16 protein-coding genes are annotated in these 15,076 nt (G+C 37.7%); 12 read left to right on the top strand and 4 right to left on the bottom strand.

Annotated elements, in window-relative coordinates; genetic code table 11:
* Positions 1-79: 79 nt before the first annotated feature.
* Entirely contained in the window at positions 80-1,396 is a 1,317-nt protein-coding gene (locus JEP71_RS11535) for a sodium-dependent transporter (RefSeq protein ID WP_198620140.1), read from the bottom strand.
* Between the two features lie 953 nt (positions 1,397-2,349).
* Between JEP71_RS11535 and JEP71_RS11540 the strand changes: the two genes are divergently transcribed.
* The 12 genes from JEP71_RS11540 to JEP71_RS17570 all read left to right on the top strand — a co-directional run bounded on the left by JEP71_RS11540 (position 2,350) and on the right by JEP71_RS17570 (position 12,107).
* The gene (locus JEP71_RS11540; RefSeq protein ID WP_198620139.1) at positions 2,350-3,507 is read left to right on the top strand and encodes an N-acetylneuraminate epimerase; all 1,158 of its coding nucleotides are present in this window, start codon (positions 2,350-2,352) and stop codon (positions 3,505-3,507) included.
* A gap of 80 nt (positions 3,508-3,587) precedes the next feature.
* On the top strand, positions 3,588-4,283 hold the full coding sequence (locus tag JEP71_RS11545; protein WP_109373765.1) for an oligogalacturonate-specific porin KdgM family protein: 696 nt from the start codon (positions 3,588-3,590) through the stop codon (positions 4,281-4,283).
* Positions 4,284-4,493: 210 nt separating this feature from the next.
* Complete coding sequence (locus JEP71_RS11550) at positions 4,494-5,192, top strand: N-acetylmannosamine-6-phosphate 2-epimerase (RefSeq protein WP_109373764.1); 699 nt, start codon at positions 4,494-4,496, stop codon at positions 5,190-5,192.
* The gene (gene nanK, locus JEP71_RS11555; protein WP_198626263.1) at positions 5,189-6,058 is read left to right on the top strand and encodes an N-acetylmannosamine kinase; all 870 of its coding nucleotides are present in this window, start codon (positions 5,189-5,191) and stop codon (positions 6,056-6,058) included. Before JEP71_RS11550 ends, nanK begins: the two co-directional genes overlap by 4 nt.
* A 50-nt stretch (positions 6,059-6,108) precedes the next feature.
* Positions 6,109-7,599, top strand: a complete 1,491-nt coding sequence (locus tag JEP71_RS11560; RefSeq protein WP_198620137.1) for a sodium:solute symporter — start codon at positions 6,109-6,111, stop codon at positions 7,597-7,599.
* 13 nt (positions 7,600-7,612) lie between these two features.
* The gene (nanQ, locus tag JEP71_RS11565) at positions 7,613-8,086 is read left to right on the top strand and encodes an N-acetylneuraminate anomerase (protein ID WP_198626264.1); all 474 of its coding nucleotides are present in this window, start codon (positions 7,613-7,615) and stop codon (positions 8,084-8,086) included.
* A 187-nt stretch (positions 8,087-8,273) separates the two neighbouring features.
* On the top strand, positions 8,274-9,161 hold the full coding sequence (locus tag JEP71_RS11570; protein WP_109373760.1) for a MurR/RpiR family transcriptional regulator: 888 nt from the start codon (positions 8,274-8,276) through the stop codon (positions 9,159-9,161).
* A 172-nt stretch (positions 9,162-9,333) separates the two neighbouring features.
* Positions 9,334-10,224 carry a dihydrodipicolinate synthase family protein gene (locus tag JEP71_RS11575; RefSeq protein WP_100158564.1) on the top strand — a complete coding sequence of 297 codons (891 nt, stop codon included), beginning with the start codon at positions 9,334-9,336 and terminating at the stop codon, positions 10,222-10,224.
* A gap of 175 nt (positions 10,225-10,399) precedes the next feature.
* Entirely contained in the window at positions 10,400-11,116 is a 717-nt protein-coding gene (locus JEP71_RS11580) for a hypothetical protein (RefSeq protein ID WP_198620134.1), read from the top strand.
* 101 nt (positions 11,117-11,217) lie between these two features.
* Positions 11,218-11,613, top strand: coding sequence for an SGNH hydrolase domain-containing protein (locus tag JEP71_RS17560; protein WP_232797601.1), 396 nt, complete (start codon positions 11,218-11,220; stop codon positions 11,611-11,613).
* The gene (locus JEP71_RS17565) at positions 11,610-11,891 is read left to right on the top strand and encodes a hypothetical protein (RefSeq protein WP_232797602.1); all 282 of its coding nucleotides are present in this window, start codon (positions 11,610-11,612) and stop codon (positions 11,889-11,891) included. Before JEP71_RS17560 ends, JEP71_RS17565 begins: the two co-directional genes overlap by 4 nt.
* Positions 11,892-12,107, top strand: a complete 216-nt coding sequence (locus JEP71_RS17570; RefSeq protein ID WP_232797603.1) for an SGNH hydrolase domain-containing protein — start codon at positions 11,892-11,894, stop codon at positions 12,105-12,107.
* 78 nt (positions 12,108-12,185) lie between these two features.
* Here JEP71_RS17570 and JEP71_RS11590 read toward each other — a convergent pair whose 3' ends face one another.
* From JEP71_RS11590 to JEP71_RS11600, 3 genes are read right to left on the bottom strand one after another with little or no spacing between them, the layout of a single operon-like run.
* The gene (locus JEP71_RS11590; protein ID WP_198626265.1) at positions 12,186-12,899 is read right to left on the bottom strand and encodes an MgtC/SapB family protein; all 714 of its coding nucleotides are present in this window, start codon (positions 12,897-12,899) and stop codon (positions 12,186-12,188) included.
* 39 nt (positions 12,900-12,938) lie between these two features.
* On the bottom strand, positions 12,939-14,186 hold the full coding sequence (locus JEP71_RS11595; RefSeq protein WP_198626266.1) for an MFS transporter: 1,248 nt from the start codon (positions 14,184-14,186) through the stop codon (positions 12,939-12,941).
* 13 nt (positions 14,187-14,199) lie between these two features.
* A complete protein-coding gene (locus JEP71_RS11600; protein ID WP_099076083.1) occupies positions 14,200-15,021 on the bottom strand; it encodes an MBL fold metallo-hydrolase in 822 nt (273 codons plus the stop codon).
* Positions 15,022-15,076 lie beyond the last annotated feature (55 nt).

Here is a 15,076-nt window from a genome sequence, read left to right on the forward strand (position 1 = left end):
AGTTATCAAGTATCCATCAATAAATCATTATCAGTTAAGTCGAGAGCCACTCATTTTGAGTGGCTCTTTTTGCTGATGACTAACCAATCAAACCATGCACTAAAATAATCCCGATACAAATTGGCCCAATATAACGCCATACCAATAATAAGCTTTGACGTTTTAATCCTGTGATATTTTCAGGAATAAAGGCATTCGCTCTACGTGACCAACCAAAGATTAAACACATTGCAATACCAAACAGTGGCATCAAAATATTAGAAGTCAGGTAATCCAACAAATCGAAGACTGTTTTGCCCCCCAGCGTCACGTCACTCATCGGTCCAAAAGATAATGACACTGGAATACCCATCAACATAATCGATGCGGTTACGACTAACCCTGCACGACGGCGTGTCCACTGAAAACGCATCTGTACGTAAGCGACGATATGTTCCAGTAATGAAATTGCAGAAGTTAACGCTGCCATTAATAACAAGACAAAGAACGTCACGGCTAAAATATTGCCACCAGGTAAGTTAGCAAAGTAAACTGGCATGGTCATAAAGGTTAAACCTGGGCCCGCATTAGGCTCTAAGCCTGCGGCAGATAATGCAGGGAAAATCATTAATCCGGCAAGTACACATACCATACAAGACAGAATAACCACCCACATACTGGAGTTAGCGATACCTTTATTATCCGCTAAATAAGCACTGTAAGTGATGTGAATACCTAAACCGATAGACAGTGAGAAGAAGGCTAACCCTAACGCATCTAATACGCCTTGAGGGGTTAATTTGCTGAAATCAGGGTATAAAAATAATTTTAAGCCTTCAGAAGAACCAGGTAAGCTAATACCAACAATAATCAATAAAATCATAATGATAAATAACATTGGCATCATGATTTTAACGGCTTTTTCTAATCCGCGTTGTACACCTGCTAAAACCACAAAACAGGTTAATCCAGCAAAAGCAAGGTGAGCCAAAATAGGCCATAAAGGATCACTAATAAAGCGGGTAAAAATACCCGTTAATTCAGCGCTATCTGTAATATTCAACTGACCTGTTGCCGCCATAACGGTATAGCCAATTGTCCAACCACCGACAACACTATAGAAGCTATAAATACACCATGAACTGAATACACCAATAACGCCAATGATGACCCAATTGCGCCCCATCATTTTCTTAAATGCATTAACTGCTTCGGCGTGTGTGCTACTGCCTAATATATTTTCAGCCAGTAATACCGCAAGCCCGATAATAAAACTAAATAATAAGAAGACGATTAAGAATGCACCACCACCATTATTGGCAGCGACATAAGAAAACTTCCAGATTGCGCCAATACCGATTGCAGAGCCTGCGGCTGCTAAGATATGGCCGACTCGTGATGTCCATTGCTGGCTCATTTTGCCTCCGATTTAATTATTTTAGTGATGGAGGTAGCTGGCAAACAACGAATTGCAGATAAAACATTGTAATTCATAACCTTTGTGGTGAAACTAAACATCATAGAACTCCCCTAAAAAATCAGTTCCACCAGTAGGTTACAAACAAAAAAACCACCTTACTGGTGGCTTTTGCAAAAGATGAATAAGCGTGGCCACCTAACGAAGTAGTAGTAGGTTTAGGCCTAAAAGTCGGTTGTTAGTGTTCATATTCATCTTTTTGCTCTTTATTGAAATGGATATCATCGCAATGCAATATGAAATATTGTTTTTCAAAATGCGTATTTGTTATTTATATCATAAATTCAAACTAAAGAAATAAATTTTATTGGAATTCAGTGTTAATTTTTATTTCTAAATGTTTTTCTGATGCCAATAGATAAATGTCGTAATAAGTCATGGAATTAACCTTATTTGTGTAAGGTGAGCATCGGCAAAAATGTCGAAACGGTTATTAAACATTATTTTATTTTTATATCTTATTGATTATATTTAAAAAATTTAATTGGAATAATTCCTGATTAATTGAAAGTTCTTTATGACTCTTTTACTCCCTAGTTAGCACACAAGGTGAAAATGGGGATTAAATCGATTAAAAAGGCTCTTGAAATAAAACTCCATTCTTATCTCTTTTATAAAAAAATTTTACTGTAAAAGAAGTAACATTATATTCTGCATAAAATCTCAACAATAAATTATTGTGACTACTTTTTATTCCAATGTCAGATTTTTATTCCTAAATTTGATTTAAGGAAAGTTATAAAAATATAAGGCTAAAAAATAGACATTTTGATCGTCTTCACAATTCAGAAAAGATCGATTTGAAGTTTAACTCCGAAAATAATTATATATTGGAGTGATCTTCAATATACAAAAAACACCCTACTTGATGACAATAATAAGAGCTAATAAGTATGAACAGAATAAAGAAAATATCTTACGCCTGTCTCTCTGTAATGCTAGTGTCAGCAATATTCACCTCTACTAGCTTTGCAGAAAAACTTCCTAACTTACCTGTCACATTTAAAAGTGGGGCAGGAACAATCAACAAAAATGTTATTTATATTGGTTTAGGCACAGCAGGAAAATCTTGGTATAAGCTTGATCTTAATAATCAAACAAAACAATGGGAAAAAATAGCAGACTTTCCTGGTACACAAAGAGATCAGGCCATTGCACTAGCATTAAATAACGATATTTATGTATTTGGTGGTGCGGGAAAAGAAAATAAAGAGAGTGAAACTATTAGTGCACTCACAGAAGTTTATCGTTATTTACCTAAAGAAAATAAATGGGAAAAAGTGAATACGCGAGCGCCTTACGGATTAGTTGGGCATGCTGGTATCAATATTAACAACCATGAAGCTATTATTCTTGGTGGTGTTAATCAACAAATTTTTGATGGTTACTTTGTTGATTTAAACCGCACCAAAGAGAATGGATCTGAAAATAAAAAAGTCATCAGTGATTATTTTAATAAACCTGCGGAAGGTTACTTCTTTAATCGAAATATAATGGAATATAACGCTGAAAGTAATCAATGGCGATTATTAGGTGTTATGCCATTTAATGGAACGGCGGGTTCGGCATTAGCTTATGATGGTAATAAAATCACCTTAATAAATGGTGAAATAAAACCGGGATTACGAACCAGTGAAGTACAAACAGCGACATTTAAAAACAACCAATTACAATGGAACACGGTAGCACAAAAGCTACCAAATCCTACACCTGATCAGCAACAAGACGGCTTAGCAGGTGCATTTGCGGGTTACAGCATGCACACCTTGCTGGTTGCTGGAGGGGCTAATTTTCCGGGTTCTCAGGCAAACTATGCACAGCAACATTATTTTGCACACCAAGGACTAGAAAAAACATGGCATAAAGAAATTTATGGCTTTATTAATAATCAATGGAAAGTCATTGGCGAATTACCGCTTCCTCTTGGCTATGGTGTCACTATCTCACATGATAATTCACTTTATTTAATCGGAGGTGAAACAAATAAAGGTGAAGCTGTTAATTCAGTTATTACTTTAACGATGAAAGATAAACAATTAATTATTGAATAATCTCTCCCTACATATAAATTAAAATAACCCATTAAGACCCCTGATTTATTCAGGGAGTCTTACCTATTTAGGTAAATATTATGGCAAATAAAAAGAAAAAACTTTTATTGGCATGCTGTACTTTATTAATGTCATCTCAATTATATGCGACTACATTAGACTTCCGTCATGAATATGCAGATTCGACACGAATTAATAAAGATAGAATTGCATTTATTCATTCTTTTTCAAATGGTATTGGTTTTTATATTGATGCGAGTGTCAAATCAGGTGGTGTTGATGGTGAAAAAGATAAATTATTTAGTGATGTTGTTAATAATGCCATTGAAATGGGGTTAAGCTACAATCATAAATTAAATAATAATGTCACATTACAACCTGGTCTTATTTTCGAAACAGTTACCGATACTTCTATATATAAACCTTATTTAAAAGCACAATATAATTTTGATAGTGGTTTATATATTGCAGGGCGTTATCGTTTTGATTATGCCCGTAAAACAAAACAGGGTGTTGATGACGAAAAGACAAATCGTTTTGATGGTTTTATTGGTTATAAATATAACAAATTTAAAGTGGAATATGACTACACGCAAATGTATAGCGATGCCATAAAATACGATAATAAAAAACGTAATTATGAGCATAACGTCGCTTTCTCTTATCAAATCAACAGCACATTCACGCCTTATATTGAAATTGGCAACATGGCAGTAAGCCCACTTAGTGATGCTCGTCAGACGCGTTATCGTGTTGGGTTACAGTTCCATTTCTGATTTTACTTAATGAAAACAAAGTAAAAAAACAGGAAGAGTGGTGGAGACATCATTCTTCCTTTTTATTTTGTTTATTTATCAGTTGGTTATATGGCTGTGGTTATTGTTTGATCTTCTTCACAAATTGTTATTTTTTTGATTGAGAAATTAAACTCCGTAAAATATTATAATTTGGAGTTGTATTTCAAAAAAGAGAACAGTGAGTTCAAAATGGCGCTAATTGAAAAAATGACTAAGGATATTCAGCAAAAAGGCGGATTAATCGTGTCTTGCCAGCCAGTTGATAATAGTCCAATGGATAAGCCCGAAATTGTCGCTGCTATGGCTCAAGCCGCAGTAAATGCAGGTGCAATCGCAGTACGTATTGAGGGAATTGATAATTTAAAAGCAACGCGTCCTCTTATTGATGTGCCGATTATTGGCATTGTGAAGCGTGATTTGCCTGATAGCCCTGTAAGGATCACACCGTGGCTCAGTGATATTGAAGAATTAGCCACCGCAGGTGCAGATATTATTGCTTTTGATGGTACTGATCGTGTGCGTCCTGTACCCGTGAAAACGTTATTAGCTCATATTCATCGTTTAGGAAAATTGGCGATGGCGGATTGCGCCACCTTTGACGAAGGCATGTATTGCCAAGAGTTGGGCACCGAATTTATTGGTTCAACGATGTCGGGCTATACCGGTGGCGAAATACCAAAGCTGCCTGATTTACAGCTGGTCACTGCATTGGCTGAAAAAGGATGCCGAGTGATTGCTGAAGGGCGTTATAACACACCGATGATGGCAGCAAGAGGTATGCATGCGGGTGCTTGGGCTGTCACTGTAGGCTCTGCATTAACACGTCTTGAGCATGTCTGTGATTGGTTCACTCAAGCATTAAAGTGGCAGCAGGAGTTAGATAAATGAATACATTAGCCATTGATATTGGAGGAACAAAAATTTCGGCAGCATTAATTAGCCGAGATAACCAATTGACACAACATACGCAGATCACCACACCCGCAAGTGCATCACCAACACAACTTTATGAAGCACTCGTTGCTATTACGACACCACTAAAAAACCATGCTGATAGTGTTGCCGTGGCATCAACAGGCATTATTTGTAATGGCATTTTAACGGCTCTGAATCCGGATAACTTAGGCGGATTAAAGGATTTTCCTTTAAAAGAAACGTTATCTGCGATCACGGGGTTGCCATGTTGGTTACTGAATGATGCTCAAGCCGCAACATGGGCTGAATATGATTATCGTCGTGAAACTATTTCTGATATGGCGTTTATCACTGTATCGACAGGTGTTGGCGGTGGCGTTATTCAACAAGGACAACTTTTTACAGGAAAACGAGGTATTGCAGGCCATTTAGGTCACACCTTAGCAGATCCTCATGGCCCACGTTGTGGCTGTGGTCGCTATGGTTGCGTTGAAGCCATCGCTTCAGGTCGTGCGATTGCCGCACAGGCAACTGGAGAGCTTGCAGGAAAAGATGCTAAAGCGATTTTTGCTGCCTTTTATCTGGGAAATTCACAAGCAAAATCAATTATTGAGCACTCAGCAAACACAATTGCAAATTTGGTGACAGATATTAAAGCCACAACCGATGCCGATTGTGTCGTTCTTGGCGGTAGTGTTGGGCTAGCGAAAGGGTATATAGAACTCGTTCAAGCAGCCATGACACAACAGCCATTAGCATTACAAGTGCCGATTTTATCGGCTCACTACCATCATGATGCCGGGCTCTGGGGCGCTGTCCTGTGGGCTAGAGAGCAATAAAAAACTGTCGTAAAACTTACCTTTTACCCTACATATGGCAGGACTAAAAAATGCAATTACATGATTTTGGTTTCATTAATTATGCAGTGCTGTTTGGTTATTTAGCAGCAATGCTACTCGTTGGTGTTTATTTCTCTAAACGTCAAAAAACCGCGGATGATTATTTCCGTGGCGGAGGTCGCGTTCCTGGTTGGGCTGCGGGTGTTTCCGTCTTTGCAACCACATTAAGCTCGATTACGTTTATGTCTATTCCTGCAAAGGCTTATACCTCAGACTGGACTTTCATTATTGGGCAATATTTAGCGATCGCTATTTTGCCATTAGTCTTTTATTTCTATATTCCGTTTTTTAGAAAATTAAAAATCACCTCGGCTTATGAATATTTAGAAGCGCGTTTTGATATACGCAGCCGTTTATTTGCCAGCCTTTCATTTATGTTATTCCATATTGGTCGAGTGGCAATTATTACTTATTTAACTGTACTTGCTTTGCGTCCTTTTATGGGTATCGATCCCGTTGTATTAATTGTGCTGATTAGCTTGCTATGTATTGTTTATACTTGGATGGGCGGCATTGAAGGCGTTATTTGGACTGACGTTATTCAAGGGTTATTACTATCAGGTGGCGCAGTGCTTATCTTTATTATGATCTGCTTTAAAGTTGATGGCGGAATTAGTGAAATTTTCACTGCAACATCACAGGCAGATAAATTCTTCCCTGCGACACAATTACGTTGGAGTTGGACTGATAGCACCATTCCTGTTTTGATGATCGGATTTTTATTCGCGAATATTCAGCAATTTACCGCAAGTCAGGATGTCGTACAGCGTTATATTGTGACGGATTCCATTGAAGAAACTAAGCGTACACTGATAACAAACGCTAAATTAGTTGCCATTATTCCTATTTTCTTCTTCGCTATTGGCTCGGCCTTGTTTGTGTATTACAAACAGAATCCTAGTTTCTTACCTGAAGGCTTTAATACAGGTGGTATTCTACCTCTATTTATTGTGACCGAAATGCCTGTCGGTATTGCTGGATTAATTATCGCTGCTATTTTTGCTGCGGCTCAATCGAGTATTTCGAGTAGCTTAAACAGTATTTCAAGTTGCTTTAACTCAGATATTTATACTCGTTTAAGTAAAGTAGAACGCCGTGCTGAACAAAAAATGAAAGTCGCAAGATTAGTGATTATCGTAGCGGGTGTGTTCAGTAGCCTTGCCGCAATTTGGTTAGTTTTATCTGATGAGTCTGAAATTTGGGATGCCTTTAACAGCCTGATTGGCTTAATGGGTGGCCCAATGACAGGTCTGTTTATGTTGGGTATTTTTGTTAAACGTGCCAATGCAGGCAGTGCCGTGGTGGGTATTATCGTCAGTATTATTGCGGTATTAGCGGCTCGTTATGGCAGTGATCTTAACTTCTTCTTCTACGGTGTGATCGGTGCAATGTCTGTGGTAATAGCAGGAACAATCACAGCGCCTCTTTTCGCCTCAGCAAAACAAATTTCATTAGATGACAATGAAACATCAGGGAATTAATAGGGGATAACCTATGTTATTTGGACACATATCAGATTTGGCTTTGATGCCAGAAATGAATTCAACACTGCGTAACGCGATGGAAAAAGCACTCGCACTTGATCCTGCATCTCTCGCACCGGGTAGTTATAAAATTGACGGTGAAACGTTGTTTATGAATGTGATGACGTTTGACACGCAGCCTCGTGAGCAAAAACGTGCAGAGTTACATCAGCGTTATATTGATATTCAGATATTGCTATCTGGTGAGGAAATTATTGATTTTGGTATACAGGGCTCAGCTCAAGATGTGACGCCTTATAATGAGGCTGATGATTATCAACTAACCGATACAATAATAGGTCAACAGACCTTAACGCTTACACCAAGCATGTTTGCTGTTTTTATGCCTTATGAACCTCATAAACCGGGAATTTCGGCTGAAAAGGGTGCAAATACACTGAAGAAAGTAGTCGTTAAGTTGGATATCGCCGCATTGACTGACTAACAATTACTGTTTTTATTAAGCGCTTTATTTCTGATGTATCAGTAAGTTGTATTCTGATGATATAAGGAATAAAGCGTTTTTTATTATCACATTATTGTATGAGCAAGGCTTTTTTTAACCTGTTGGAATTGGTACTCTTGTTAGCAGAATTTTTTCCGTGTATCCGCTGCAACCAAGGATAATCTCCATGACAGAACAGGCAACGACCCGATTAAAGCCGGGTAAAATACTTGATACGCTAGGCGCAATGAAAAATAGTCTAACGCGAGTATCACAGCGTATTGCAGACTATATCCTGTTCCATCCTACAGAAGTTACTCAGCTCTCTATTGCTCAACTTTCACAAGCGACAAAAGCGGGTGAAGCGACGGTTGTGCGTTTTTGTCGCACATTGGGTTATAAAGGGTTTCAAGATTTTAAAATGGATTTGGCGATTGAAATGGCGACCTCTGATAATGAAGAGTCACCTATTCTTGATGCAGAAGTCACTCATCAAGACGATATCCATACCATTGGTTTAAAACTTCAAGCAACGATTAATAACGTACTATCAGAGACATTGAATCTGCTCGATATGAAGCAAGTTCAAGGCGCTGTAGATGCTTTATTGTCAGCAAATTATATTTTTATCTGTGGTGTTGGTTCTTCAGGTATAACGGCGGAAGATCTAAAAAATAAATTAATGCGAATTGGTTATCGTGTTGATGCGGTGACAAATAACCATTTTATGTATATGCAAGCCTCGTTATTAAAACCGGGTGATGTTGCTATTGGTATTAGCCACTCAGGTAATTCACCAGAAACGGTTCATTCCCTTAAATTGGCAAAAGAAGCGGGAGCCCATACCATTGCACTGACTCATAATTTGGGTTCACAAATTATGGAACATGCGGACTACCATTTGATTAATGGTAATCGACAAGGGAAATTGCAAGGCGACTCTATTGGTACAAAAACAGCACAACTCTTTGTGTTGGATCTCCTCTATACCTTGTTAGTTCAAGCTCAACCAGAAATGGTCAAGGAGCAAAAACTACGAACACTGAATGCGTTAAAACAGACTCATTCCGCGTAAGCTCATTTCTGCATTGTGTGATTTTTTGCGAAAATTGGCGAAAGATCACACTTTCATTTTTCTCTTCCTTTAACGCTCATTTCGTTATTGCGTTCTGAAGTATAGCTCTCTAATATAGAGTCAAACTCCATAAATTAAACAATAAAGAAATTAACCTCCAAAGGAAGTGATCATGAACAAACTCTCTGGACTGATTGCCGCGCCTCATACCCCATTTGCGACTGACGGTAGCGTTAATTATCCTGTCATTGATGAGATAGCAAAACACCTTATAGCAAGCGGTGTGACGGGTGCTTATGTATTAGGAACAACGGGTGAAGGTATTCATTGCTCTGTTGAAGAACGTAAGAAGGTAGCCGAACGCTGGGTTGATGCCAGTCAGGGTAAACTAGACCTTATTATTCACACGGGTGCATTAAGCATTGCGGATACACTAGAACTTGCTCGCCATGCTGAGACATTAGATATCAAAGCAACATCAGTGATTGGTCCTTGTTTCTTTAAGCCAGGCAATGTTGATGACTTGGTTGAATATTGCCGTTTAGCCGCCGCCAGTGCGCCATCAAAAGGTTTTTATTATTATCATTCCACGATGTCAGGCTTAAGCATTGATATGGAAAAATTCTTACAAGCTGCGGGTAAAGCTATCCCAAATCTATCAGGTATGAAATTTAACTCTCCTGATATGTATGAATTCCAGCGTTGCTTACGTGTAGATGGTGGAAAATATGACATCCCATTTGGTGTTGATGAATTTATTCCTGCTGGATTAGCCTGTGGTGCATTAAGTGCAGTCGGCAGTACTTATAACTATGCTGCGCCATTATACCTTGAAATTATTGAAAAATTTAAAGCGGGTGATCATGAAGGTGTGACCGCTTGCATGGATAAAGTGATTGCGATTATTCGTGTGTTAGTCGAATACGGCGGCGTTGCGGCAGGAAAAGTGGCAATGCAACTGCATGGTATTGATGTGGGCTCTCCTCGTCGCCCATTACGCCCAATGACCGCAGAGCAAACAGCAGATGCTCTCGCGAAGTTTAAAGCTGCTAATTTTCTGTAATTGATTTGATTTTGATTGAGTATTTATAGATAGCCCATTTTTAACATCTCCCCCATTGATGTGACAGTGGCTTTTAGATGAAAGCCACTTTTTATTATTCACTCTGCAACTTGATTTTAAATTTCACTCCAACCAAAGTAATAGCAATAATTATATTCTTTACTTAGGTGCATTTATGGCATGCGAATTCCTGACACAAGCAACACTCAAAAAATTGTCAACAGGTGAAATTTGGCAACGACAAATCAATGATGAAAGTATTTTTGATGTCAGCTTAAATGCGGGGCAATTAATGATTTGTCAGCCTGAAATTGAGGAAAGCTTTATTCCCTTTAGCCAGAAGCTAATGGCTTATTGTGAACCGCTTGCACTTAAGTTTCCATTTATTGAATTTGCTCAGCCACAAGAATTTCATTCCACATTATTAACGATTTTTAATCAACAAAATGAACAGTTTAAACTGCAACGACCCGGATTATTGGCGTGGTGCCATGAGATTGCCCAAATCTTTAATCAAACAAAACGAATTGAAATTTCATTTAATAACGTTGTGTTAACGTCTAATGGTAGTGTGATATTAACGGGCGTTTCAAAGGAATTAGAACAATTTAGACAAAAGGTTTATCAGCAGATCCCCATTGATAACACCCTTCATAAAAATATTATTCATATCACGCTTGGGCGATTATGTGAAAATAGGTCATCAGCAGAAATGAGGACGCTTTATGATGAGTTAGAACAGAGCCGATCATCATTAATGTTTTATGATATTAATACCTCTATCGTTATTCGACATCCAAAATTTGTGGTGAGTAAAGGTTCTCTTTCATCTGAAGTGCAATTAGGTTTAACGATGGAGTTTAATCAGTTATGGCCATTTAGGTGTTATTAATAATAAATATTAAATAGCCTTTTTCTTTTTGTGACTAAAGCGATATGGCTAATTGGTATATAATCCGGCAATTCTTTTCATCTGGATAATGTACTTGAATTATGAATGAAAAATATCACGGTGTTGGCGCAAGGCTTGGGCAAAATTACGTTAATTTAGAAGCTAAGTTGAATCAGTTTGATTATCCTAATCGAACCAAATGTATGAATTTTGAAGCCTCTGATCCAGATAAAATGTGCCATATTGGTGAAGTGGGAAGCCAGAGAAAAGCGTTTTTATTTGGTGATTCTTATGCAAATCATTATTGGGGCTTTATGGATATTTTAGGTAAAGACGCCAAAATAGATGTATATGCACAAGCCACGTTATCATGCATTACTCTTCCTAATATTTACCTTTATGATTGGTCTAATCATAAAAATGCGGTTTATCAGCGTTGTTCGATCAAACGGCGAAATATTATCAACTCATCAAGAACAATCACTTTGATTATGTGATATTTGGACAGGTTTGGAATAACTACGCGTCAAACCATGTCATTAATAAAATAGGTGATGTTAGAACCGTCGAAGAGCCTCGTAAACGCGTTGAGAAAGCGATGCGTGAAGCGCTTGATCTTATTATTACCACAGGCGCTAAACCCGTTTTTATTAAAACAGTTAATTCTATGCCAAGTGGTTTTATGACCTGTTTTTATGAAAATACAAAATTAAGAAAAGACTTTGCAGATAATAACTGTAATCCCAAAAACTATAAAGGTGAGGGGAATACATGAATGGATCAGTTATTCGTTAAATTAAAACAGGATTATCCAACTTTAATTATCATCGATCCTAAAGATGTGCAGTGTGATAAAAATATCTGCTTAACCGATATAGAAGGCGTGCCGGTTTATCGTGATGTAGGGCATATTACAGATTATGCTTCAACAATCTTTGGAATGATGTATCTAGAACGTTTTGGTAATCCGCTAGTCATCAAAAATCCTTAATATGACCATCAATCGGTCATCAAAATAATAAAAAGGGCGCTTTATCTTAGATAACCGCCCTTTTTATTTTTGAATATATTAATGATCCAAAGAAACAGAATGAACATGTTCAAGCTGTTTTAATGAGCAATAAAATTCAGGTAAGGTAATTTTTTGCCTAACTAACAGCTTCAAATTTACTTCAACGCGTTCTTTTTTAATATCACGAATAGTCAGATTTTCAATCACGTCTTTATGGTTTTTTAAATACTCAATTAAAAGAGGAACACCGCTTTCATGAGTAAATAACATACGTACTTTTATCTTACCTAAACGTTGGTTTTTCATTTGGAATAGCACCACTTGTGGGCTGAGTTGAATAGCCATAAAAAAGAGAAAAGTCACAATCATGGCATGCCAATAAAACCCTGAACCACAAGCAATCCCCACACCCGCTGAAGCCCATACTATCGCTGCTGTTGTTAGACCTGAAATTGCGTCATCACGTCGATGCAATATAACACCTGCGCCAAGAAAGCCGACACCACTGATAATTTGTGCTGCTAATCTCATGGGATCGCTACGAATATTGTCGGAGATATTGGCGTAATATTCTGCGGATTGAATAGAAACAATGGTTAATAAACAACTGGCAACGGCAATAATGACACAGGTTTTAAAACCGACAGGCTTTCCCTTTGATTCACGCTCTAAGCCAATAAGGCCGCCTAAAATAAAGGCGGCCAGTAATTTAGCGATACTTGAAAGTGATAAAGGGCCAATGCTGTCAACAAACTGTATTAATGCGTCCATGGTTTGCTCCTAACGTTGGCTTATTCCTTTATTTTAAAACTACGGTGTTGCAATACTTTCTTGTGCTTTTTTATCTTCGTTACTTTTCTTTTTACTCACATCATCTTTAAAGAAGAAGATAAAGAATATCGTCACAACGGCGGCAACAATCGCTGGGTATATCCAGAATGTTGACCATTGTGGTAAGGCTGCATCACCTGTTTCTGTTACGGTTGAATTAAAGATTTGACCACAAATAGTGGAAGCAAATAATAAGCCGAAACCATTAGAGACAATAAAACGTAAACCTTGTGCTTGAGCGCGAATTTCAGGTTTTGCTTTGCGGTCAACATAGATATCACCAGCGGTAAAGAAGAAGTCCCAACATAATCCCTGCAACATTAATCCGATGACGATAAAATAAAACTCTGTATTTATCGCTGCATAAGAGAAGAATATTGAGCGAATGATCCAGCTAACAGCACCTAAAAGAAGTGTAATTTTGAAGCCAAATTTCATTAAGAAGAATGACAAGACAAACATAAACAGCACTTCACAGGCGATCCCTATTTGCATAATAGACGCTGCATTATTAAAACCTAATGCTTTAATAAATACGGGAATATAAGCTGAGTAAGCTGTTTTAGGGATCATTAAAATAAAGATACTAAACATTAAGATAGCAAAATAGCGATCTTTAAATAATGACAGTGCATCCAAACATAAAATATCACGAGCAGAGAACGGTTTGCCTTTCGCTTTCGGTGGTGTATTCGGCAATGTAAAGCAATAGAAACCCAGTAATACGCCCACAGCAGAAGCAATATACCAAGTCATCGTACTACCAGAGAAGCCCATTTCTCCTAATATAAATCCGATAGCCATAAAACCGAACGTACCGAATACACGAATAATAGGGAAATATTTCACACCATTAATGTGGGAGAAACTAATACTATTTGAAAGCGCAGTGGTTGGATAAAACAATAATCCAATAATGAAAATTAAGAATAAAGTCATACCACTGTTTTGTGCTTCAATAAATTGAGGAACACAAATAATGACTGCGGCATTAATTAAATGAAGGATGCCCATCACTTTTTGTGAAGCAAAGAAACGGTCAGCCACCATACCAATAAATAATGGGGAGATAATTGTTGCTACACCTAATAAAGCATAGGCATTACCAATAATGCTTGCCATACCATAGGTACTTAATACTAGCCCCATAGTCATATTCCACGCACCTTGCATGAAATATTGCACAAACATCATAATTAGTAAGCGAGAGGTTATTTTCATATCCATCATCGTTCTCCTCTTAATTTGTTTCTAACGTTAATCCGTCGTAGGCAACGCGGATATTATGAGGAGCACAAACAGCTTCTAATTCGTGGTGAAGCAATTTACCGCTATGTGAAATATGCGAAACGGCAATTTGTGTATCTTGATGTAAACAACCTTGTTGTTGCAGTTTTTCTTTTGCTGCAAATACGGTTTCTAAGCTCATATGATTATCAGTACGATCTTTACCATTGAGTCCATAAGTACATTCAAAAACAACGATATCAAGTGGTTTGTTTTCTAACCATTTCCACGTTAATTCAGGGAACCAACCAGAATCATGACCATAGAAAATCACCTTGCCATCCTTCTCAATATGATAAACATAGCAAAGTTCCCATTTCGCATGATTAGCAAGTAATGGCGTAATTTTATAACCGTTTCTTTCGACAGTAACAAAAGGAATTAAGCAGTGAAAAGCGAAACGCTCTTTGCTGTAACCAGGTAAAACTTCGATACAACCATTAATGGCGCGATCATTGCCAAAAATATGAAGGGGATGGTTAATTTCAAAACCATAACCTTCCATTCGGCTAAACAGATCGCCAACATTGAAATGATCAGGATGCGTGTGAGTGAATAGAAGACTTTCAAAATGGGTAGCATCCATTCCATCACGCATTAACTGGTAGCTAAATGTAGGTGATACGTCGATTAACATAATGTCATCGACAATGGCAGACGAGTGAGTTCGGATATCTTTCCCACCAAGTTCTCTTGCTTTTAGACAGTGTTCACAACGGCAGAAGGGATTGGGTATGCCTTCTGAGGCAGCCGTCCCTAAAAAATGAAGTTTCATAAGAAATCCCCTTATCCTATTGTTTTATTATGATTTTATTAATTATCTGGTGTTG

Origin of the sequence: Proteus sp. PR00224 (genome assembly GCF_016238105.1) — a bacterium.
Lineage (GTDB): Bacteria > Pseudomonadota > Gammaproteobacteria > Enterobacterales > Enterobacteriaceae > Proteus.

Excerpts from the sequence above, each read along its gene's own strand:
- JEP71_RS11545 (WP_109373765.1), top strand. The coding sequence starts at position 3,588 with ATGGCAAATAAAAAGAAAAAACTTTTATTGGCATGCTGTACTTTATTA.
- JEP71_RS17560 (WP_232797601.1), top strand. The coding sequence starts at position 11,218 with ATGAATGAAAAATATCACGGTGTTGGCGCAAGGCTTGGGCAAAATTAC.
- JEP71_RS11540 (WP_198620139.1), top strand. The coding sequence starts at position 2,350 with ATGAACAGAATAAAGAAAATATCTTACGCCTGTCTCTCTGTAATGCTA.
- JEP71_RS11570 (WP_109373760.1), top strand. The coding sequence starts at position 8,274 with ATGACAGAACAGGCAACGACCCGATTAAAGCCGGGTAAAATACTTGAT.
- JEP71_RS11595 (WP_198626266.1), bottom strand. The coding sequence starts at position 14,186 with ATGGATATGAAAATAACCTCTCGCTTACTAATTATGATGTTTGTGCAA.
- JEP71_RS11575 (WP_100158564.1), top strand. The coding sequence starts at position 9,334 with ATGAACAAACTCTCTGGACTGATTGCCGCGCCTCATACCCCATTTGCG.
- JEP71_RS11560 (WP_198620137.1), top strand. The coding sequence starts at position 6,109 with ATGCAATTACATGATTTTGGTTTCATTAATTATGCAGTGCTGTTTGGT.
- JEP71_RS11535 (WP_198620140.1), bottom strand. The coding sequence starts at position 1,396 with ATGAGCCAGCAATGGACATCACGAGTCGGCCATATCTTAGCAGCCGCA.
- nanQ (WP_198626264.1), top strand. The coding sequence starts at position 7,613 with ATGTTATTTGGACACATATCAGATTTGGCTTTGATGCCAGAAATGAAT.
- JEP71_RS11600 (WP_099076083.1), bottom strand. The coding sequence starts at position 15,021 with ATGAAACTTCATTTTTTAGGGACGGCTGCCTCAGAAGGCATACCCAAT.
- JEP71_RS11580 (WP_198620134.1), top strand. The coding sequence starts at position 10,400 with ATGGCATGCGAATTCCTGACACAAGCAACACTCAAAAAATTGTCAACA.
- JEP71_RS11590 (WP_198626265.1), bottom strand. The coding sequence starts at position 12,899 with ATGGACGCATTAATACAGTTTGTTGACAGCATTGGCCCTTTATCACTT.
- JEP71_RS17570 (WP_232797603.1), top strand. The coding sequence starts at position 11,892 with ATGGATCAGTTATTCGTTAAATTAAAACAGGATTATCCAACTTTAATT.
- nanK (WP_198626263.1), top strand. The coding sequence starts at position 5,189 with ATGAATACATTAGCCATTGATATTGGAGGAACAAAAATTTCGGCAGCA.
- JEP71_RS11550 (WP_109373764.1), top strand. The coding sequence starts at position 4,494 with ATGGCGCTAATTGAAAAAATGACTAAGGATATTCAGCAAAAAGGCGGA.